This window comes from Nocardia sp. GTS18 (assembly GCF_013839555.1).
GTDB lineage: Bacteria > Actinomycetota > Actinomycetes > Mycobacteriales > Mycobacteriaceae > Nocardia > Nocardia rosealba.
The window spans coordinates 13,112-35,635 of sequence record NZ_JACBIU010000024.1; the positions used below are offsets into that span (position 1 = coordinate 13,112).

The following is a 22,524-nucleotide window of genomic DNA, read 5'->3' on the forward strand; positions in this document are numbered from 1 at the left end:
GAGCTCAGAGCAGTCCCGAGGGTGTCCGGCCGCGGAGGAACGCGGCGACTTGGATCAGCCGGTGCGGCGGTACGGCGAGCGCACCGACCTGGGACATCACGGCGCGCAGGTCGCTCACCGGATCGTCGGATTCAGCTGCCCAATGCGCAATCGCCGTCGCGGCCTGCTCGCGCGTCGCTGTCGTGCCGCCCACGGCGGCCGACAGCAGCAGGAGGTCGTCAGTGGGTTCGCCGAGTGGACGATAGGTCAGTAACCCGGCGTCGGCCGCAGCGTGGACTTGTTCCAGCAGCTCTCGAGGATCGGTGACGCCGATCAGATCTCCGACTTCGTCGCCGATGGCGACGAAGTCGAGCTTGGTCAGTTGATCGAGCAGATCGATGTATTCGGGGCCGTCCACCGCCACGTCCTCGGCCGGCTCGACATCGTCGACACCATCGGTGTACGCGTCGTCGGGCGCAGCCGAGTGGACAGCGGACGGCGATGCCGTCTCGGCTGGATCCTTCTCGGCCGCGACTCCACCTACCTGGCGAACCCATTCGATCAGGAACTGCGCCAAGCCCGCGACATCCGTTCGCACGATGTTGTCGGCCAGCTGATGGACGATCGACGTGAGAGAACCGTCGGTGCCCGAGGCCGGGTCCTCAATGGAGCCGACGACATATCCGATGACAACGACGCAAGGACGCGAAGCCGGGGTCTGCTTCACGAAGCGGCTCAACCGGCGGATCATCTCGGCGCGATCATGGCTGCGGGCGAGGAACAGCCCGAGTTCCGCATGCGGCACGAGAACCGATTCGTCGGGGGAGCGTTGTTCGACGAATACCCGCGTCGACCGATCCCGCAGGCCTGCGGCCAGGGCCGATCGCTGTTCCGGCGTCATCGAGGGAGTCGACATCGCTGCAGTGATCCCGCTCGCGCCAAGGGCCTGTGCCACCGTTCCCGCCGCCACCGCCCGTCCGGCGAAAATCACTGTCTGAGTCTCACTGAGCACGCCGATCGGAAGCGAGCGGACAAGATCCATCTTCGCTCGGCATTCCGCCAGCAGGGTCGCGCGGTCGCCGAGAGCCTGCACGTAGCGGTTGGCATGATGGGCCGCGGAGCCGCGACCTCGACGGAGCTGCTCGACGAATCCGTGGAACTCCTCGGACCGTTCCGGTGCGCCGTAGCTACCGGTCAGGGTATCGGTCTCGCGTTCGATGAGTGCTTGCGCCTGATTGAGGCGGGCACGCTCCTTGGGTGTCAGCTCCAGACCGACGTGCACGACTGTCACAGGCGCGAGATGCCCGTCCGTGCGAGCTCGCGCGTAGTCGCATCCCGCGATCACCGAGCCGAAATAGGGGCGAAGCACGGAATCGACGATGTGGCCACTGTGCGGCAGCGTGTCCGTGAAACCGAGCCGGTAAGGAAAGTGCTCCGCCAGCGCCGTCGGCCAAAAGCCTGCGCCGTATCGATGCAGATCATCGATGACGAGTAGGGCCCTAAGGTGGCTCAGACCTGCGGTCCGCAGACGCACGACAGTATTGGCGGTGAGCACCGCAACTTGCCAGGACTGGCTGGTAGTCGCGAGGCTGCCGATTCGGCACGACGGCATCGCTTCTTCCAGGATCGCGAGCCAGCGATCACGGACGTTCTCGTCGGGGACGACGATGACGACCGGACTGCCCGCCTCGACAGCGTCGATCGCGGCTCGAACACCGAGTACGGTTTTGCCCGCACCGGTCACAGCCTCGACGATGCCACTGCGGCCCTTGCGTATCCACTCGTCGTAGGCAGCCTGTTGCCATGGGCGCAGCACCCTCACACCCCTCCTCGCCAGGCCCGGACGAGGCCTTGCCCAAGAGGGTAGCGGCTCGAATACACAGGTCCGGTCTGCTCCCGGAAACTTCCGATCGGTGCGATGATAAGCGCGCGTTGATTGTGGGTTTGCCGGGCATCTGAAGTGGGTACCGGGCGGTGTGGAGGGGGTGGTGGCACGAATGGCCGAGTCATTCGTGTGGGATCAGGCCGGTGACGAGGAGTTCGCTCGCGCCAGACAGCTGGAGCGGGTGTCGCTGTTCGTCGAGCTCAACTTGGACCACGACGAAATCGTCCGTACCCGCGACCTGTTCGGGCAACTCATCCGGGACCACCGGCGTACGCACGGCCTAGCGCGGTTGATCGATCGGTTTCCTGCGCTCACCCTGACCACCCTGATCGGCCACGCGGGACTTTCCTATGAGCAGGGAAAGTACTGGGAGAGTTTCTGGTCGGAACTGGCGATGGATCGCGAGCAGGAGTTCGAGAGTCTGCTTCGGACCAAACTCACCTCGCTGCTACGCAAGTTCAAATTGCGGGAGTTTCCCGAGATCAGCAACCAGCAGTACGTGCAGACCATGGCGGTGCACGCCGGGGTACCGGTGCATTGTCTGAACGACCTGGTCGATGTCATCGAACAGCACATCTCGCATGGACGTGATCCCAGCGGCTCCGCGGTGTTCGAGTGGCTCACCCAGCCCGGCCTCGAGTACCGGATGAACAACCTCGACGTTCCGGTCCGCAACTTCCTGCAATTCGGTGGTGAAGCCGCCGTCGACATCGTCGACCGGATCATCGAGTTCGCGGAGTACGCGCGAGAACATCCGGAAGTTGCCAACGATCTCGATCTGGACACCTCGACCACCGGTTTGCCCAGCGTCATGCTCGAAGCATTGATCGACCGATTCGAGGAGCGGCCGTTCGGCTCGAGCGCTGTCGACTCCGGTCGAACCGGCCGGTCGCGTCGACCGGTGATCGCGTACTCACGCTCCGATGACCAAGTCGTGGTGGAGGTCCCGTTTCCGGACGAGGCGCCTGAAGTCCCATGGCTGGTTTCGTTCGACGGCGACAGTACCGAGGTGTACGCCGAACGTGGCTGGGGATTGGGAGCGGGGGAGGTGCACCCGCCGACGCCGATTCCGGTTCCGCGGCGAGTTCGAGAAGTGGTATTGCGCCACGACGCCTCTCTGGCGCACCACCGGATTGCCTTGGTTGACAAGGACAATCCGCTCCTTCTGTTCGATCACAACGGCAGGCCCATCTCACGGCATCTCGCCCTGCCGCGTGGTGAGGTGGTCGGAGTCCATCCGGCGACTGCGGAATTGATCGACGGGCACAGCGGAGAACCCGTTGCGTTCACGGCCGAAGCCGTCCCCGCGGGCTGGCGCGACTGGCGCGCCCGCGTCTACGATCTCGCCGGGATCGACTCGGTTCGGTTGCGCCGGGAACGCCTACTCGGCCCGGTGCAGCAGGTTCGCCGGGTCGGCGCCGCGCGGCTCGAGTTCGCCGACCCGGTCGAAGGTGTCTTCACCAGATCGGGGTTGCCCGTGTACGGCGAACGTCCCGCCGTGACACTGCCGGTGGCAGGAGCCGAACAGGTTGCCTGGCGCGTGCGCGTGCGCCGGTCGGGCACCACGGACTGGCTGGCCGACGACGAGTGGGAATCGGGTAGCGAGCTGACCGAGCTCGATCCGTTCGACGGTATCGCCCCCGGCCTGCTCGGGATGTTCGACATCGTGATCAGCGGCCCGCTGGGCCAAGACATCAGGCACAGCCTGTTCATGGCCGAAGGGCTCTCTGTCGAGCACGAAAGTACTTTCCGGGTGCCGACGCCGGATGGGTTGTCACCGGCAGCCACCACGATCGAAATCGCGCCACCCTTGGCGGTGGATCGAGACTTCGTCGAATTTCCCAGCGCACAGCGTGATTCGGAGTTTCGGGTCTCACTGGGCGAGTCGGTCGAGCGGCTTGTCCTTCGCCCGCCGCATATCGAGTTCCGGGTCGATCAGATCGGCGCTACCGCTCGCTGGCGCACAGTCGCCCCTATTTTGACCGTCGATGATCTGACGGAGCACCTGATCGTCGCGGTGCGGGTCCCCGGTGACGTCTTGGTCGATATCGCTCTGTCGGATTCGGCGGGCCGGATTCGGCAAACGGAGATTCCACAGCTCAACCGCGACAACCTCTTTCAGATATCGAGCCGGGCGTTCGCCGACACCGCGCGGTCGCTGCGAACCGCGACACTGCTGGCACGGATAGATACACCGGACGGTGGGACCACTCAGATCACCGTGGCTCGAGTGCAGCCGCGCCTGCTCTGTTCCGGGATCCGACTGGATGGCACCGTTCTGGTATTCGACGGCACCGACAGCGACGATCTCGCCGCATTCGTCTGGCCGGAAACCGCGCCCTGGCGGCCGCCGACCCAGATCGAGATCGTCGAGGGAAAAGCGCCTCTGCCGTCGGAGTTCGTCGATGCGGGACCGCTGACCGTGCAAGTGTTCGTCGATGACCCGTGGGCGGTGATCACCGCTCCGGTCCGCCCAGACGACACGGCCTACCGCGTTGTGCAACACGGTTGGCTACAGGATTCGGATCCGGTGCGCACAGATCTGGCGAAGTTCCTGGCCGGGGCTGGGGATCCACCGACCACCGGTACTGCGCTGACGGAGGTCTGGACCGCTTACGCGAGCCGCTATGCCGACAGCTCGCTCAGTCCCTTTGTGCGCAGCGGGTTACTGCGCGTGCTCGGAGTCGACCCGCGCACCTCCCTCGAGGCGCTGGAACGCAGCGCTCTACCGCAGGCACAACTTCCAGCCCTGCTGATCCGGACCGGGCTGGTGGACAAGGATTTCAGTTCGTATTTCCGTCTGGGCAAGCATGCCAATCCTTGGCTCGGCTGTCTTATCGATATCGCTGACCTTCCGAATGTCGCGCTGCAGTCGGCGCAGGAAAGCGCAGAAGAGCTTCGTGCAGACCTGGCAGCTCACGGCGGTCCAGCCCTACTCGAGTTGTTGTCCGGGACGTTGCGCGAGGTCTACACCGGTCACTTCGAGCGAAATACCATCGGAATGCACCGCATGGCGCCGGAACAGATCGCTGCGCTCAAGGACGCCTGCGAGATCGTGCCCGGTGCACTGCTCGATCCCGACACCCGCAGGGCCGCGATGTTCGAGGCGTTCGCCCGACGACTCGACTGGCAGCGCGACCCGGCTTCCCAAGCCATGACCACTCATTCGGCTGTGCTGACGGGATCATTGCGGCGGGCCTCACCCTGGGTGTACGACGTGGTCAAAGCCCGCAGCGACGCACTGACCGGTGTGGATACCGGCGAGTTCCCCTGGATGCTGATGTCGATGCAGTCGCTCCTGTTCGCGGCTGTTGCCCGCTTGCAGGCGCGCTCGGTGATGCCGCAGCCGGTGTTGACCGCGCCGATGCGGCAGTGCTGGGCCAGGTTGGCCGAATTGTGTCCGGGTCTGGTCGGCGCCGACCTCCTGATCGCCGACGCGCTCGCGTCGCATGTCCTGCACAACGATGTCATCAACAAGATCGGAGTCCATCGGTGACCGACAGGCTGGATCCGCTTGCCGCCAGTGCCGACATCGAAGCAGGCTACAAACGGTATCTGAAAACACTGCTTGCGCCGCGGGACCCGGCGCTGGCGGGTGCCTTCGATCAGGCGGTCGACGAGACCTCGTTACTGACGAAGGGGCCGATGCTCGAGTTGACGCCCCCTTACGCTCCGGGCGCGTCGCTGCGGTCGCTGATCTCCGAGGGGGTGTTGCACCCTGGCTTCACCGAGTTCGGCGCAGCGCTCGATCTGGACCGCCCGCTGTATATGCACCAGGAGACGGCGGTCCGCAAGGTGGTGAGCGGGCGCAACCTGGTGGTGAGCACCGGCACCGGCTCGGGTAAGACGGAGAGCTTCCTACTCCCGATCCTGAACTCCCTCATCGCCGAAAAAGCAGCAGGAACACTCACTCCGGGAGTGCGTGCGCTGCTGCTGTACCCGATGAACGCGCTCGCCAACGACCAGCTCAAACGCTTGCGGGAACTGCTCGCGGCCACACCGGACATCACTTTCGGACGCTATACCGGTGAGACCAAACGGCGTCGTGCCGACGCCGAAGCCGGTTACCACGCAATGTTTCCCGGAGCCGAGCGCCTGCCGAACGAACTGCTCAGCCGCGAGGAGATGTGGGTGAGTCCGCCGCACATCCTGCTCACCAACTACGCGATGCTCGAGTATCTGCTGCTTCGCCCGCGCGACTTGGAGCTGTTCGACGGACAGCACCAGGACACCTGGCGATTCATCGCGCTCGACGAGGCCCACGTCTACGACGGCGCGCAGGGATGTGAAGTCGCGCTGCTGCTGCGCAGACTCCGGGACCGGGTCGCCGGAGCCCGACCGCTGCAGTGCATCGCTACGTCGGCATCGCTGTCCGGGACAACACCGGAAACCCAGGGCGCCGAGGCAACGGCGTTCGCGCAGAAGCTGTTCGACGTCCCGTTCGAGTTCGTGTCCTACGATCCGAGCCGCCAAGATCTGGTGACCGCCACGCGGATGCCGAGCCGTCCGCCGGCAACATGGACCATCGACGACGACAAGCTGTCGGCCCTGGCCATACCGGACACCGATCTCACCTGGATCGGTAAGAATGTGCCCTCCGGGGACATCGCCGACGCGCTGCACAGAGAACGCAGAATCGCCGACCTCAAGAGCTACGCGACCGCGGGACCTCAAAGCGTGCGAGAGCTTGCTGCGAAGCTGTGGCCGGGCGACGACCAGGCCACACAGAAACTCGAAGCCCTGGTAGCGCTCGGCTCCAGAATCAAGGATGGCACCGGAAACCCGGTGTTGTCTGCTCGATACCACCTGTTCTTCCGGGCGACCGAGGGCGCATACGTCAGCTTCGACGACAACGGCCCGACAGTCTTGCTCGGCCGGCACGAAGTCGACCCGATCACCGGCCGCGCGGTCTTCGAGTTCGGTACCTGCCAGCGGTGCGGCGCAGTTCATCTCGCCGGTCAGCGGGAACTCGTCGAAGGCCGGGAGTATTTCCGCCCGGCCAAGGGGGAGGCCAAGGTGAGCTGGCTGGTGGTGACAGACAGCGACACCGGCGACCTCATCGACGAGGACGACGAAACTCTCGACGAGCAGCAGAGCAGCGCGGCAGGCACGGGCATCGGCACATTGTGTACCGGGTGCGGTGCTCGAGGCAGTTGCTCGCTGACCTGTCCGGGCGGCCGGGTACTACGCGTCCGCGAGCATCGCGCCGCTGCGCGGGTCATGAGTAAATGCACCGAGTGCGGTGCGCGGTCCCGCCAGGTCATCCGCCGCCTCAGAACCGACACGAACGCCGCGCCCGCAGTCATCACGACGGCGCTCTACCAGCACCTTCCGGCGGCGGAGGACGGCACGGCGGATTTCGTCGGCGGTGGACGGAAGCTGTTGATGTTCTCCGATTCCCGGCAGGCCGCGGCATTCGCTGCACCCTATCTCGAACAGACCTACGGTCGGATGCTGGAACGTCGGTACCTCGCCGAGGCGCTCGGCCAGTCGAAGAACGCCGGCGAGGCCCTGTCACCCGATGATCTCGCAGCGGATGCCAAAGCTGTCGCGGTTCGTGCTCAGCACTTCGAGGAACGCGCCACCCGTGCCAAGATCCTGCGGGAGGTCAATCCGTGGGTGATGGCGGAGCTGATGGCGATGGACCAGCGTCAATCGCTCGAAGGGCTCGGTCTCATGGCGATTTCGTTGTTCCGCTCCCGAAACATCGCGATTCCGAGGGGGTTTCGCAACCTAGGCCTCAGCGACGACGAAGTATGGGACTTGCTGAACGAGCTGGTGAAGACCATCCGTCTGCAGGGCGCGATGAGTCTGCTGCCCGAAGTCGACATCACACTCCCGATCTTCGAGCCACGGGCCAGCCGGGTCAGGATCCGGTCCCGGGATTCGGATCGGGATCGAAGGATCATCAGCTGGCTCCCGGGCGGCAGGCCGGGAACGGCCAACAATCGAATCCTGTTCCTGCGCAAAGTGCTCAACGAGCTGGGCAGGCCGGAGCCTGCCGAGAAGGTTCTCGATGCGTGCTGGAATTTTCTGCTACAGAACAAGTATTTCCTCGAGGAGAGCGACCGCGTCGCCGGGGTGCTGTACCAGCTGGACCAGGAGCAGCTACGCATCCGTCGCGGCGACGATTGCGAATGGTTCCAATGCGGCGCATGCCGCCGGATCACCATCCACAATGTCCGCGGTCTGTGCCCCCAGGGCAATTGCGACGGCAGGCTCGTGCCCCATCCGATTCCGGGTCGTGATGAGGACATCAACCACTATCGGACCGCCTACCGCTCGTTGGCCATGGTTCCGCTGTCGGCGAGTGAGCACACCGCGCAGTGGGAAGCCACCGCAGCCGCGGACATCCAACGAAGGTTCATCTCCGGCGAAGTGAACGTTCTGTCGTGTTCGACGACGTTCGAGCTCGGTGTCGATGTGGGCGATCTGCAGTCGGTGATGCTGCGCAATATGCCGCCGAAAACGGCCAACTACGTGCAGCGGGCCGGCCGGGCCGGCCGCCGGGCCGCGTCGGCCGCCCTGGTGGTCACCTATGCCAAACGCAGTTCGCACGATCTGTCGAAGTTTCAGAAGCCGGAGTCGATGATCGCCGGGCAGATGCGCATTCCGTGGATTCCCATCGACAACGACCGGATCGGACGTAGGCACGCTCACTCGATCGCGCTGGCAGCCTACTTCCGGGACTGCTAAGACAAGGAAAACCGTGAGTGGTCTACAGCCGGTGACTTCTTCACGCCGGGGAAGGACGAGACCGAGTCTGCAGCGGCCCGAGTCCGCTATTTCCTGACTCCTGTTCCGGCCGCTGTTCGAACCTCGCTGCGCGCTGCGCTGCCCGCGCATGTGCAGCATGAGATCGGGGTGCAGACCGACGCCTGGGTCGAGCGCCTGTGTGTCCAGCTCGCCGATGCGGAAAGCGACATTCGCACCGACATCGCCACATTCGACGATCTGATCCAGCAGGCCATCGACGCGAAGAACCTGGCACTGGGCAGCCGCCTGCAGAAAACGTTGCGGACCATCCGTGACCGCCAGCTGCTCGGGTACCTCGCCAACAAGAACGTGTTGCCGAAATACGGCTTTCCCGTCGATACCGTGGAACTGCGCACCACCCACTGCGAAGGGACAGTCGGCATGCAGCTGGAACTGTCCCGTGACCTCGGGCAGGCGATCTACGACTACGCGCCGGGCAACCAGGTGGTTGCGGGCGGCAAATTGTGGACCTCCCGTGGGCTGCACAAACTGCCCAAACGCGAGCTGGAAACGCTGCAGTACCGAGTATGCAAGGAGTGCAATCACTTCGAGTCCGGGCACGTTCTCGACCCGCTGTCGACCTGTCCGAATTGCGCGGCAGAGTTCGACCCGACGAAGATCTGTGTCCTGCCGGAGTTCGGTTTCGTCGCCGATCGAAAGCCTGAGGATGTGAAAGCCGAAGCGCCGCAACGAGCATGGTCGGGGGCCAGCTTCGTCGAGACGGTCGGCGAGGGCTCGGACCCGGTGGCCTGGCCGCCGAAGGGCGACATGCAGGTGTGGGCTCGGTCGGGCACGCGGGCCAAACTCGCCGTCATCGGCGAAGGATCGGGTAATGGTTTCCGGTTGTGCGCGTGGTGTGGGTGGGCTGAGCCGATCAGATTCGATCGCGCGCCGAGCAAGACCCATACGCGCCCGACCACTGGTAGTCCCTGTGCTGGACCGCTCGATCAGGTCAACCTCGCCCATCGCTACGAAACCGATGTCGCGGAGTTCACCTTCGCGGATTTTCATTACACCGAGTCGGAATCGAAGTGGTTGTCGGTGCTGTACGCCCTGCTGGAGGGTGCCTCGGAAGCCCTCGAGATCAGCCGCGACGACATCGACGGCACGCTGTCCTGGAGCGCCGACCACCGTCGAAGCATTGTCTTGTTCGATACCGTGCCCGCTGGTGCCGGCGCATCGAAAAAGATTGCCGCGGAACTGGATCGGGTGCTGAAGTTCGCCGCGCAAAGGGTTGCCAGCTGTGATTGTGGTGTCGAAACATCGTGTTACGGCTGCTTGCGGTCCTATCGCAACGCCCGGTTTCACGACCAGCTGACCAGAGAAGGCGCGCTGGAAGTGTTCCAACAGCTCGGGCTGGGGGACCAGGTCGTCGACCTGACCTTCGACGAGGCACCGGAATCCTGGGACGACGATCCGCTCTATTCGTCACAGGCGGTACGAGACCTGCTCGCGGAACTGCAGAAGGCCGGCGTTCCCCGACCTGAGGTCGGCATCGAGGCGGGGCCTGCCTATTGGATGGTCGACATAGTCTGGCCTGCGGAGAAGGTAGTCGTCGTCGAAGGTGTGGACGACGACCGCGATACCGGCCTGGCGGCCGACGGGTACCGAGTTGTCCGGGTGGAAGAAGCCGATGTCGACGAACTGGCGGCCATCCTCGTCGGTGCGTAACACCCACAGGGGCAGCGGCTTACGCTGCCCCTGTGCAACCTAGCGGTTGAGCAGTTCGGACTGCTGCCCACTCCACGTGACGATCAGCTCGTCGCGCGCACGGCTGGCCGCGACGTACAGCAGCGACCTCTCGCGCTGCTGTGCCTCGGCCTGCTCCTCCTCGGGAATGCCGCGCAACTGCGCCTGCGACGGCACGTGCTCACGATCGACGCCGGCGAGGATCACACACCGGAACTCCATGCCTTTGGAGCGGTGCATCGTCAGAACCTGAACGTGCTCGCCCGCCGCGGGCTCTGCATCGAGCACGGCGGCATCGACTCCACGCTCGACCAGCGCACGGACGATCAGGCTCCGTTCGCTCTGGCCGCGTGCCAGTACCGCGATGCTCGATGGCGGCACATCCTCGGCGAGCCACTTCTTGATCTGATCGGCGATCGTCTGCAACTCCTCCATCATCGATCGGCATTCGATCAGCTGTGGATTCGGACCGAGCCGGGCACTGGTGTACCCGGCTGTCGACTCCTGGCCTTCCTCGAGGTCGCGATAGTCGGCACCCGCGAGAATGCTCACCGCGAAATGCAGGTTCTGTGCGGTTGTTCGATAGTTGAGCGTGAGCTTGCTCGACCGCCCGCCGCGGATATTGATGCCGAGCCGGTTCAGTACCACCGGCTGCCCGTAGATGCGCTGATGCGAGTCCTCGGCGATGAACAGATCGTTGGGCCCGTCGGCGACCAACGCACGCAGCAACGCCCAATGCGTGGCATGAAGATCCTGCGCCTCGTCGACGATGACGTGGTCGGCCGATGTCTCACCGGTTGTTTGTTCGCGCCACTGCAGGTACGCGGCCGCGACGGCGAGGATCTCGGGGAAGCTGATCCGTCCGCCGGCTCGACCCTGCTTCCTGAACTGTTCGACAATCTTCCATACGGCGACGCGCTGCGCTCGGGTCAGCCGCACTCCGCGACCGGCGCGCGGAACCTTGAGGTACTCCTCGAGAGTGGTCACCCGATTGCCCAGCACCACGCTCACGTACTCGGTGGACAGGAATCCCGCGTGCAGCAGCCGTGGATCCAACGTGCTGCCCGCCACGACATCGGACCAGCCGACGTCCGGGTTGGTGCGCGCTCCGATCCTGGTCGGTGTCCCCGGCCCGAACACAGCCTCGAACGCCGCGTCGAGATCCTTGCGACGGCTGAGGATCGCCGATGCGAGACTGTCGATACCGGCCACGTAGACGCCCGGGTCGCCAGGCTTCGCTGCGATGGTGATGGTCGGATCGAGGGCGAGCAGGTCGTCCTGCATGGCTTTGGCCAGCGTCTTGTTGAAGGTGGTCACCACAACCCGGGCGCCCGGATTCCGGGTGGCGAGATGTCGCGCGCGGTGCAGCGCGACCACCGTCTTCCCGGTACCGGCTCCGCCCGAAAGCCGGAACGCACCGCGGTGGTCCTTCTCGACGAAACGGCGCTGATTGGGGTGCAAAAAGGTACGCCAGGCTTTGAAGTCGCCCTCCTCGATGACCCGGCGCAGCTCGTCGTTGTCGTCGACGAGGGTGAACTGCATCTTCGTTGCCGGGTGTGCGAGTGCGGCGAGAATCTGCTCGTTCTCGTCCAGGGAGTGGTCGACCGGCTGCTCGGTGAAGCCGAGGACGTCACGAATATCGTCGATGGCCCGGCCGACGGCCAATTCGAGCAGGGCGTTCTGCTGCCACGCGACATCGGTGGTCTGCGCCACCGCGAAGACGGCGTCCTGGTCAGGCGCCGCCAGCACCAGTGCGGCGAGTTCGGGATCGAGACCTAGGCGGTCGGTGAGTTCGGTGAGCGTATATCCGGCGTCGGCGAGGTACCCGGCGGTGGGCTGAGCCGCGAGGGCGGCCGCCAGCACCCCGCCCGGGTCGGGAATCACGGTCCGCTTTTTGCGGTCTGCGTTGCCGTCGAGCTGGCCGACGATCCCTTCCAGAACGCCGTTGATCGGATTCACCCGCAGCGTGGACTTCTCGGCGAGCTTGTTCGCCACGTCGTGTTTCCACGTGCCGAGGTAGATGTAGGTCGGCTCACCGAACCGGTCATCGATGCGGAACATGATGGCGCGATAGTTGAGATCGACTCGTCCGGTGCGTACTCGCGGGTCGACCGCGCCCTTCAACGGCTCGATGTGCAAGCCGGGTGCGGTGTCGTCGGCGCAGACCTTCTTGAAGTAGTCGTAGACCTTGGCCTTGATCGATCCGTCGAGCTTCGGCATCGACTTCGTGTTCTGGGCCAGCACAACGTTTGCCATCACAGCGCCCCTTCGGTCAGCTGGTTGAACTCCTGAGCCGCACCGAAATCGGAGTCATCGATGCCGATGAGCGCGTCGACGAACTCCTGCCCGAGCGCCAACGGCGCCGATGCCGCGAAGGTCTGGTTGGTCAAGGTGACCGCGGGTGCGCTGAGCTTGTCACGGGCCAGTAGCTGCTGAGCCGCCACCTGCACCTTCTGCGCGACCTTGGATTGCCAGGCGGTGAGAGGCTGGGCGAATTCGATGGTGACAGTGATCAGCGACTCGGCGCTCGACTCACGCACCGTGATCTTGCTGCCGTTGCCGGTGACACCCGACTGCACCTCGACCGCGGATGCCGCACGGGTACTCGGCGCAACCGGTCCGGACACTCCACGCGGTGGCACGACAGTAGGAGGTCCGGTGAGCGCATCTCCGGACAATTCATGAGCCTTCTGCGCGCGCAAAGAAAGCGTGGCCGAAACAGCCGAAGCGGTGAGCATCGCCCTAGCGGACGTGACCCATCCACGTGCGGTGAAATGGTCGATCGCAGGCAGGTACTTCTCGCTCATCGCGGGGGAGAGCTGCCCGACACGGTCGCCGTCGATCCGCACCTCCACGACCCGTTTGCTCGAACGTGCGCTCGCCTGATCGACGGCGACGAGCGTGACGATCACCGGCCGCTCGCCACCATCCGTATGGAAGCGGGTCAGGACATCGGTGTGGTCGCCCGCTTTGAGCACCTGCACCGCGCTGCCCTCCGGCAGCATCGTGTACGGCACGACCGGCGGATCGTTGAGCGGAAACATCGTTTCCGGGCTCGACACGTAGAGATGGACATCCGTACTGAGCCGGCGTTGCTCGCGCCCGTGATCGTCCCACTCGGAGTACTCACGCGCCCAGATCCGGCCCTGCGCGACGGGGACGTACCCGCGTTTCATCAACTCGAGCAACGGACGGTGGTAGCGGATCGCGTCCTCGCGTGGCAGGTAGCCGATCGTCTGGTTGGCGAACCGAACCGCGACCGCATTTCGGTCGTACGGGTTGTCCGGTTCCGGTACCAGTTCGACCGTGCGACGGGTTTCGGTTCCGCGCGGATCGAAATCATCGCCGAGCATTCCGAGGAAGTTCGGTAGATACGACTGGGTGCCGACGACGTCCTGCGCGGCCCAGCCACGACTGGTCGTCCACAGTGAGTAGGGCTGGCGAGGTGCCGCGGGGGGATTCATCTGTTGCTCCGGTATGCAGGTGTTGTTCGGCGATTCAGGTATTGGCCAGCAGTTCCGAGCGGCGCCCGTTCCATGTCACCACCAGTTGATCGCGTGCGCGGCTCGCTGCCACATACAGCAGTGATCGTTCCCGTAGTTCGGCCTCGCCACGTTCCTCTTCCGGTGCTTCGTTCAGCACGGATTTGGCGGGCACGTGTGCGTCGTCGACCCCGGCCAGGATCACCTTGGCGAACTCCATGCCCTTGGACCGATGCATGGTCAGCACCTGTACATGGCCTGGTCCGGCCGGGTTGTCGTCGAGCACCCGCGCGTCGATACCGCGATCTCCGAGGGCACGAACGAACTGGCTGCGGTCGTTCTTCCCGCGCGTCAGCACGGCGATGTTCGACGGTTCCTCACCCGCGTCGAGCCACCGCCGGACTTGATCGGCGACCTGCTCGAGCTCGTCGGCCAGCGAAGTGCAGGCCAGCAGTACGGGTTCAGGGCCGATGCGAGCACTGCGGTAACCGTGCGTGGACTCTTCGGCCTCTTCGAGGTCGTGGTAGTCACCGCCGGACAGGATGTCGATGGCGAACCGCAGATTCTGCGCCGTCGTTCGGTAGTTCAACGTGAGCCGACGGGAGCGACCGACGATCTTCACTCCGAGCCGACCGAGCACCACCGGCTGGCCGAAGATCCGCTGATGAGAGTCCTCGGCGATGAACAGGTCGTCCGGCCCCTCGGCGACCAAGGCTCGCAGCATCGCCCAGTGTGTGGCGTGCAGGTCCTGGGCTTCGTCGATGATGACGTGATCGGCGATGAACTCACCTGCGGCACTACGCTGACGCAGATACTCAGCTGCCAGGGCGAGTACTTCGGGGAAGCTGACGGTGCCGTCCATCCGGCTGCGACGGCGGAACGCTTCCATCAACTTCCAGACCGCGATGCGCTGCGCGCGATTGAGCCGCACACCGCGCCCGGCACGCGCGACCTTCGCGTACTCGGCGACGGTGGTGACCTTGTTGGCGAGCACGACCGAGGTGTACTCGCTGTCGAGGAATGCCGGTGTGGCAAGACGGGAATCCAGCTCGGTGTCAACAGTTTTGGTGATCTCGCGCCAGACCTTGCCTGCGTCGGTGCGTCGCGGTGGCAGCGGTGTTGCGCTCCCGAAGACCGAGGCCGAGATCGGGGTGAGGTCGCCCGCCCGGCTGAGTACATCGCTGGCGAGTTTGTCGACACCGTCGATGTAGATGCCGACATCTCCGGGTTTGGTCGCGATTGTCACATCCGGATCCAGCGCCTGCAGGTCAGCCTGCAGCTGTCGCGCGAGCGTCCGGTTGAAGGTGGTCAGGACGACGCGGGCGTTCGGGTTGCGGCGCCAGAGGTTGCGAGCGCGGTGCAGCGCCACCACCGTTTTTCCCGTTCCCGCACCGCCGGACAGCCGGAACGCGCCGTTGTACCGCTTTTCCGCATACGTACGTTGTTCGGGATGCAAGAAGGTGCGCCACGCGGCGAAATTGCCACCTTCGATCACACGCCGCAGTTCCTCGGTGTTGTCACCGATATAGGCGAATCGGATCTTCGATGCGGGATGCTCGAGCGCTTGAAGGATCTGTTCGTCCTCCGCCAGGGTCGGGTCGACCGGGTTCTCGGTGAGCCGGAGCTTGGCGCGAATATCGTCGATGCTTGTGCCACAGGCCAATTCGAGTACAGCATCACCTTGCCAGCCGTCGATCTCGGCTGCGATCTCGTTGATGACGTGGTCGTCGGGAGCGGCAAGTATTCGTTCGGCCAATTTCGGATCCAAGCCGAGATCGTCGGTCAGCTGTGCAGTGGTGAAGCCGAGGTCGGCGAGGTATCCAGGCTTCACGGTCGGCTTCGGCTGCTTCGCCGGCGGGTGCTCTTCGGCTTCGGCGATGATGAGCTCGAGGACGCCGTTGACCGGGTTTACCTTCAGCCCTGCCCGGGGCGCCAGCCCGGCCGCGGTATCGTCCGGCCACGCGCCCATGTAGACGTAGGACCCTTCGCCACCCGCGGGCGCCACGTAGAACAGGATCGCGCTGTGCCCCAGGCCGATTCGGCCGAGACGGACCCGCTCGTCCTGGGCGCCGGGAACTTCCTCGATGAGCTTGGCAGCGGCAGGCTCGTCGTCCTGCACGGTGTAGAGGAAATCGATCGCGCGTCGCTTGATCGCACCCTCGAGCTCGTCCGCGGACCCACTCGTCCTGGTCATGACGACGTGCGCCATCACATCACCCCGTTCGTTTGCAGTGCCCGGACGAGCTCAGCCGGATCGGCCGGGCAGATCGTCCAGCCTTGTTCGGTCATCGTATGGGCGGTCTCCGGATCTTCGAGGAGCACTCCGAGCCGGACATCGGGCCAGCCCAGGTCGATCACATCACCACGATCGGTCTCCACGCCGAGCACCGGAACCGGCGCCCCCGCCGCGGCGAGGGCGAGGACGAGTTCCCGTTCGGCGTCGGAAACGGTGTCGTCGTAGAGCACCTGCCAATCGGCGGTGAGATCGGCACCGACCACATCCGGTCCCCGCTCGGGCACAGTGGAGTTCGCCTGGAGGAGAGTCCGGGTCGTGATCACGTGGTCGGCCAGTCCGAACCAGTTGGACAGGCGTAGCCATTCCTTCCACGCGCGACTGCCGTCGTGATCGAGCTTCTCGTCTCGATCGTCCAGCGCCAGTACCGCGTCGAGGGTCTTCATGCCCTTGTTCGTCGCGGCGGTGATGGTCAACGGACCGTCGCTGTAGGACCAGCAGTTGTACTCGCCGTCGGCTGGAGTCGAGGCGGTGCCGTCGATGAGATCGAGTGCCCAGCTCGCGATGGCGTCGGCGTCGCCCTGGTGACGGCCGTTGAGGAGGAACATCAGTGGAAGCCATCGTCCCACTGCTTCCCACGGCTCCCGGTCCGGTTCCAGCATGTACTCGATCAATTGAGTGATCGGGTCTGTGTGTAGCAGCTTGAAGAGTTTCGGCTTCAGATTCCCGTGTTTACGGGTCAGGCCTTCCAGCTTCTCGGTGAACCACGTCGGTTTCTCCGCTCGCGCGGCCTTGAAGCGCTCGAGGTCGTCGTGGCCGAACGACCAGACCATGACGCCGCCGGAGCGCAGGATCTCGCGCTTGCGTGCGTCGTCGGCCACCCGGTTGTTCTCGGGTGTCGCGTGGTAGCGGTGGCCGTCGGCGAACAGGGCGATGAGTGGGATGTCGGGATCGCTGGTCCTGAGCTGGAAGTCTGGTTGGCTGTTGCCCATCAGCACCTGTGGTTCGAGCTGCCAGGTCCGGATCTTGCTACCGGGCAGCTTGATCGTTGCCGTCGGACCGTAGGTGCCCGGTCGTTCGGTGACCGTGGCGCCCATCGTCGTCAGCCGCTCGGTGAACGCACGGTAGAACTCACGCTCCAACGGTGACTCGGGATTGACGTCCTGCTCGGGTGTCTCCTCGGTGACCGAGGCCAGCCAACTATCCGCATTCGGCTCACCGTCGCCGCAACCGAGCAGATCATCGAGTACCTTGGCCGCGGTGACTCGGGAGACCTTGTCGAGTTCCCGGGGCGGTGCGAAAGGCAGCAGGCATTTATGGCACGCGAGCCGATCCGTGCAGTCACAGGTCTTGACCACGGTGCGCGCCGCGGCCAGGACCTCCCAGACCTGGCGCGGATTGGCGAAGTCGGCCAGATAGCCGGTGCCACCGGGGACGGTGTCGTGAATGAGCAGTGCCCGCTGGTTCGGGTTGTGCAGCGCGTCGGTGATCGCGGTGACATCGAGATGCTCCGGTGAACCGCCGATCACCTGACGCAGGCCGAGCAAGATGGCGGCGCTGAGGCTCGGGTGGGCGAACGAGTCGTACTCGAGCCAGTTCGGCAGATGCAGCAGCACAGCTTGGGTGCGTAGGGTCCGGGCCAGTGCAATCTCACGAACGTGCTTCTCGTCGTCGGCTTTTCGGAACCGGCACCAACTGCGGTGCTCGTGCGGTTCGTTCCGGCCTGCGACCTTGTCGAGTTGCCCGCAACCGGAGCACACACGGAACAGCGAACCGGTCGTCGTGTTTCCCGCGATGGTGCGCTTGCCGCCCTGGGCGTTCCGCCTGCCCATGTTCAGCCAGCGAATGTCCATGCGCCGCAGGTACTCTGCGCCGAAGTCCTGCTCGGTGACGAACCAGCGCTTGGTGATGTTGTCCGGATCGATGTCGGCCGCGGCCAGCACGGTGAACGATTCCTGGCGCCGTTCGTCGCGGATATCGTTGATCGCGGCCTCGTCGCGGCGGACCTCGGCCGACACCTTGGCCATCTCGACGACCTGCAGCTGTTGACTCACATCGGCAATGGCGCTGGTGTGGCAACGTGGACATTGGTTCGGCGGCGGGGTGGGCTCCGCGGTGTGGGTGATGCCTGCCCATCCACACGACGGGCACATCCGCCAGATCTGGATCGCGGATTCGCCGGCGCCGAGATCGACCGCATCGATTTCGACGGCCAGCCCCTGCGCGTAGAAGGTCGCACCCGGAGCCAACTCGGTGAGTGCGACTCGCGAACCCCGCTGGTAGCTGGCTGTGTCTTCGGCGTATTGATTCGTGTCCGGATCGATCCAGGTGATGCCGACGTCCAGCATGACCGCGTCGTCGAGCAGCGTGTAGTTGGGCAGCACGCCGTAGCGTTCGAGAACGCCGACCCAGTGCTCGGTGGTGAGGGTGCTGATCGTTTTCGAGAGCAGCCGCAAAGTTCCTCGGGCGGTGCGCAAGTCACGTTTGTCGTCGTCGGTGGCCGCGGGGGAGTTGGCACGCTGTTCGAACTCGGGGATGGCCGCGTCCACCGCCGTTCGCCGATGACGCAATTCGTCGACGTCACGGTTCCAACGGTGTACGGCTCCTCGCAGCAACGTGCCGAGCCCGCTGTGTTCGCCGAGGCCGGGCGGGGTCGCCCAGGTACGAAGACTCGCTGCGGTTTCTGCACCGAGCAACTCACCGAACTGGGCGAGGAACTCGTCGACCAGGAGATCTGCGTCGTCGTCGGCGGTCTCGATAAGGGTGCCCATCCAGGAACCCGAGTCGAAACTCGACAACACATTGGCGGCGTTCCCCGGATCTTCCGCACCCGCACGTCGTGCGAGCCGGTCGATGATGTGCGCGATGTACTGGCGTTGCAGGATCTCCTCAGCGGTCAGGAAGGTCGCCGGTGGCCGCACTTCGCCCTGGATCACCGACGTCGGGTCACCGAGTTTCGGCAGGTGTTCACCACGTCCACGGACGAAGGCAAGCGCCAACGAGTTGCCGGTGAGACGCCCGGCGCGGCCGACTCGCTGCAGATACGACGACACTGTTCGCGGCATGGAGCCGAGCATCACGGTCGACAGGTCGCCGATATCTATACCCATTTCCAATGTCGGCGTCGCGACAAGCACATTCGGTGCGGTGGGATCACTCGCCGTGGCCTTGAACTTGTTCTCGTACTCGAGCCGCGTCTTTGTGGGAAGCAACGAGGTGTGTTCGCGTGCGACCACACGCTTCATCTCGGAACTGTCGTAGAGGCTGCGGTAGAAGTTGTCGTGTTTGGCGGCCCGGACGAGCCTGCCCGGGCATCGGGTCAACAGGCAGGGTGCGCCGTCCAGCTGGTCGATGACCGCGGCGCTGCCCGGCGTCGGTGTCTGGCAGACACCGCAGACGAGCAGGTATCGCATTCCGGTCAGCCCGGCCGGGTCCGGAATTCCGACCAGAATCGAGTCGTGCGTCAATTCGTAAGCGGTGAGCGACTTCTCGGTAGCCTCGGTGACGACCACTCGTTCTTCTGCGAACACCTCGAACAGGGCACGCGCCAGTGATCCGCCCTCGATGGGCGAGACGTTCAGACAGCGCGAGGCCCAGCGGGCGTACCACGACGCGGAAACGGTGATCGGGTCGAAGCCTTCGGGGATGGTCCGGCCGCCGAGCGCCGGGAAGGCCGGCGCGGGGCGGCCCTTCGGAAACGCGGGCATGCCCTGCCCTTTCGGGCGGCCACCCCATACCCAGCGCCGGTTCGCGTCGCGCTGAACGTATTTCGTCAACCAATCGTGCGCGATCGCGCCGCGGGTGCGCATTCGTTCGGCGACGCCGCGGACCCATTGTGTCAGGGCTGCTGCGTCTGGCTCGGAGAAGGCGAGCTGGTGTTCCGTTCGCTGCAGGGCGGCGGCCCCCAGCTGCGCCACACGCTGCGGGGAACCCAGATCCACCTCCGACACCACGCTGCCGGTGAGCTCCAGTGTGCGGCCGAGGCGGGACTGCAGACCGAACTCGAGGTCGATGTCGAATTGCACCCGCCGCGCCACGTTTCTGGCCGCCTTGCGCCGAGCCTGGGCGGGACTGTCGGGGTTCCAGAACGCGGTGAACTCATCGTGTTCGACGATGTCGGGGGCGAGCAGGTGATAGCGCCGCTTGGGGTCCTCACCTGCGCGATCGAGCACCGCGTCGCAGAGCTCGGCCAGAGTCAGCATCTGGTCACCACTCACGTTGTCACCGAGGGCATTTCGCAATGATGAACGCAGACTGAGGGTGTGTGAGCGTGCCTGCACGAAACCGGCGCGGTGAGCAGCGTCCTGCACACTGTCGGTGAAGACGAGGGCCTTCTTCTCACCGTCGGCCAAGTTCGCATCGCCGAAGAGGTTCGACAGCGCAACCGACAGCTGGGTGGCAATCGCGCTACCGAGGAACCGGATGCCGTCGTCGGCGCCGCACGCCGGGCACAGATCCTTGCGCGAATGCTCGTCGGCTTCGGGCCCGCTCAGGAACAAGACGGGCAGAACTCGCCCGTCGAGCACCTCATCGCTGTCGGCGTCGGGGCGTTCGTCGACGATCTCGCGATCGTCGACACGGAACCAGCGTAAACCTTCGACGGGGCCGTCGATTTCGGCCTCGGCGGGCGCGGAGATCAGCGCCCGGAAACGTGGACCACCGGTGGCATGGTAGGTACGAATGTCGTCGTCACCGGCGTCCAGTGTGCTGCCCGTCGGGCCCAGCCGCACACCCCAGCCCGACCGACCACAGTGACGACAGTAGAGCGAGGGGAAGTAGTCGACCGTGGTTACGTCGAGTTTTCCGTCGTCAGGCCAGCGGAACAGGGGAGTCACCGCGGCCGCTCGATCGATCCGGGACAACTCCCGAAGCCACAGGTGCACATCGACATTCAGCGCCGACCGCCCGACCTCGGCGCGAACATGCGAGAGGGCGGCGAGGAGGTAGCCGATGTAGCGCTCGCGGTGTGCAAGGCCACGAGTGAGGTCACGTTCGCCGGTCTGGGCGGGCAAGACGGTGGCGGCCAGCTTCGCCGTCGAAATCACGTCGACCGCGCTGCGCAGGAGCCGCGCGAAGGTGCCGTGCCGCTTGATCAGGTCGAGCATCTCGGATTCGTCGAGCTTGTGCAGGCTCGCCGCGATCCGCTCATGGGTGTCGTCGATGTCGGAGGTGTGGCGGAACAAAGTAGCGAGCACCGCCGCTGTCAGTCGCTTGTTCGTCACGGCATGGGCCGCCGCACGATCGAGCTCGGCAACCGCTTCATCGATCACCGGCTCGACCGGCGAGAACGCCCGATCGAGGGAGGAGCCACGTTGCCCGAGCCAGTCGTCGGGTTCGAGCCGCGTTTCACCGATCAACGTCTCGGATGTAAACGTTTCGCCGAAAACGGTTTTCGCGAAGTCGAGCATCGCGGTCGGGGATCCCTTCGACCCCAATGTCGCCGACGTGGCAACCGGAGTGATCTTCCCGAGTGGTCGCGCCCGATCCGCTTCCGTGACAGGCGAGCCGGCGGACCAGTGCGATTTGACCGTCAGCCCGAGCCGGCGCAGCAGCATGGCCACATCGGTGCCCTGTGCACCGTCGTAGGTATGGAACTCGTCGAGCACCACGTATTGCAGCGAGTCCGCCGACTGGCGCCACATCGACGCGCGATCCGGACGCAACAGCATATGGTCGAGCATCTTGTAGTTGGTGAGCAGGATGTCGGGCGGCGAATCGTGCATCAGCCGACGATCGGTGATCAGACCGGCCTCCGACACCATCGTCCGTCCGCCGGAGGATTGCTCGCCGGTGTAGAGACCGGCCGTGATCCCGGACAGCTCGGAGTGCTCGGTGATCATCTTCGCCAGTCGTTGCTCCTGGTCGTTGGCCAGAGCATTCATCGGATAGATGATCAGTGCCTTCATCCCCACCGCGCCGGCCTTCTTGGCCCGGAGCACATGGTCGAGGATGGGGATGAGGAACGACTCGGTCTTGCCGGAGCCGGTGCCTGTGGTGACCAGGGTGGGCAGCGGTCGGCGCTGGAACTTCGTCGACAACCGTTCGAATGCCGCGGCCTGATGCCCGTACGGTTCGAAATACTTCGGCCACCAGTCCAGATGCATGCCCCAGTTGCCGCGCGCCTGCGCGAAGGGCAACCGCAACCGCACATACGGGCCTTTGAAGAGCCCGTCCTTCGGATCGCCGATGAAGTCGGTCAGCGCACCCTGCGTGTCGGGATCGGTGAGTGCGAAGGTGGTTGTCAGATAGTCCGTCAACCCTTCCCTCAGCCGTTCGGCTTGCAGAGTCGGAAGCAGGGCCCCCACGTGTTGCTCCTCAGTGTGCGCGACCGGCATGCGGTTCGGTCGGGTGTCGACCTGTGTTCATCTGGAACTATCGGATTCGGATGCTAGTTGATTACGGGATCCGGAATTCTCGGATCGCAACCGGCCAGCCGGCTGCCGGTGGACGATGGTCTCGTTGGTCGACAGCTATACGTAATGTACACCAGCAAGAGGCGT

The 22,524-nt window shown here is 64.8% G+C and carries 8 protein-coding genes; 3 read left to right on the plus strand and 5 right to left on the minus strand.

The genetic code is table 11. The features are described from left to right. Positions 1-4: 4 nt before the first annotated feature. On the minus strand, positions 5-1,801 hold the full coding sequence (locus HYG95_RS18260) for a DEAD/DEAH box helicase family protein (RefSeq protein ID WP_181699316.1): 1,797 nt from the start codon (positions 1,799-1,801) through the stop codon (positions 5-7). Between the two features lie 175 nt (positions 1,802-1,976). Here HYG95_RS18260 and HYG95_RS18265 point away from each other — a divergent pair, with 175 nt between their 5' ends. The 3 genes from HYG95_RS18265 (at position 1,977) to HYG95_RS25205 (ending at position 10,291) form a co-directional block, all read left to right on the plus strand. Continuing rightward, positions 1,977-5,360 (plus strand): hypothetical protein, encoded by a 3,384-nt coding sequence (locus HYG95_RS18265; protein ID WP_255495490.1) that lies wholly within the window; start codon positions 1,977-1,979, stop codon positions 5,358-5,360. Beyond that, on the plus strand, positions 5,357-8,560 hold the full coding sequence (locus HYG95_RS25200) for a DEAD/DEAH box helicase (RefSeq protein WP_370465839.1): 3,204 nt from the start codon (positions 5,357-5,359) through the stop codon (positions 8,558-8,560). Before HYG95_RS18265 ends, HYG95_RS25200 begins: the two co-directional genes overlap by 4 nt. Before the next feature lie 168 nt (positions 8,561-8,728). Continuing rightward, on the plus strand, positions 8,729-10,291 hold the full coding sequence (locus HYG95_RS25205) for a DUF1998 domain-containing protein (RefSeq protein ID WP_370465840.1): 1,563 nt from the start codon (positions 8,729-8,731) through the stop codon (positions 10,289-10,291). Between the two features lie 39 nt (positions 10,292-10,330). On the opposite strand, the gene HYG95_RS18275 is transcribed toward HYG95_RS25205, so the two are convergent. From HYG95_RS18275 to HYG95_RS18290, 4 genes are read right to left on the minus strand one after another with little or no spacing between them, the layout of a single operon-like run. Then, entirely contained in the window at positions 10,331-12,565 is a 2,235-nt protein-coding gene (locus tag HYG95_RS18275) for a 3'-5' exonuclease (RefSeq protein WP_181699318.1), read from the minus strand. Further along, entirely contained in the window at positions 12,565-13,773 is a 1,209-nt protein-coding gene (locus tag HYG95_RS18280) for an HIRAN domain-containing protein (RefSeq protein WP_181699319.1), read from the minus strand. The genes HYG95_RS18275 and HYG95_RS18280 overlap by 1 nt, the downstream gene beginning before the upstream one ends. A 34-nt stretch (positions 13,774-13,807) precedes the next feature. Beyond that, positions 13,808-16,000: a 3'-5' exonuclease gene (locus HYG95_RS18285; protein WP_181699321.1), complete on the minus strand. Its 2,193-nt coding sequence runs from the start codon at positions 15,998-16,000 to the stop codon at positions 13,808-13,810. After that, the gene (locus HYG95_RS18290; protein WP_181699323.1) at positions 16,000-22,329 is read right to left on the minus strand and encodes a DEAD/DEAH box helicase; all 6,330 of its coding nucleotides are present in this window, start codon (positions 22,327-22,329) and stop codon (positions 16,000-16,002) included. Before HYG95_RS18290 ends, HYG95_RS18285 begins: the two co-directional genes overlap by 1 nt. Positions 22,330-22,524: the final 195 nt, after the last annotated feature.

Bases quoted from the DNA above. Each gene is read 5' to 3' on its own strand.
- HYG95_RS18265 (WP_255495490.1), top strand. From the start codon at position 1,977: ATGGCCGAGTCATTCGTGTGGGATCAGGCCGGTGACGAGGAGTTCGCT.
- HYG95_RS18275 (WP_181699318.1), bottom strand. From the start codon at position 12,565: ATGGCAAACGTTGTGCTGGCCCAGAACACGAAGTCGATGCCGAAGCTC.
- HYG95_RS18280 (WP_181699319.1), bottom strand. From the start codon at position 13,773: ATGAATCCCCCCGCGGCACCTCGCCAGCCCTACTCACTGTGGACGACC.
- HYG95_RS18285 (WP_181699321.1), bottom strand. From the start codon at position 16,000: ATGGCGCACGTCGTCATGACCAGGACGAGTGGGTCCGCGGACGAGCTC.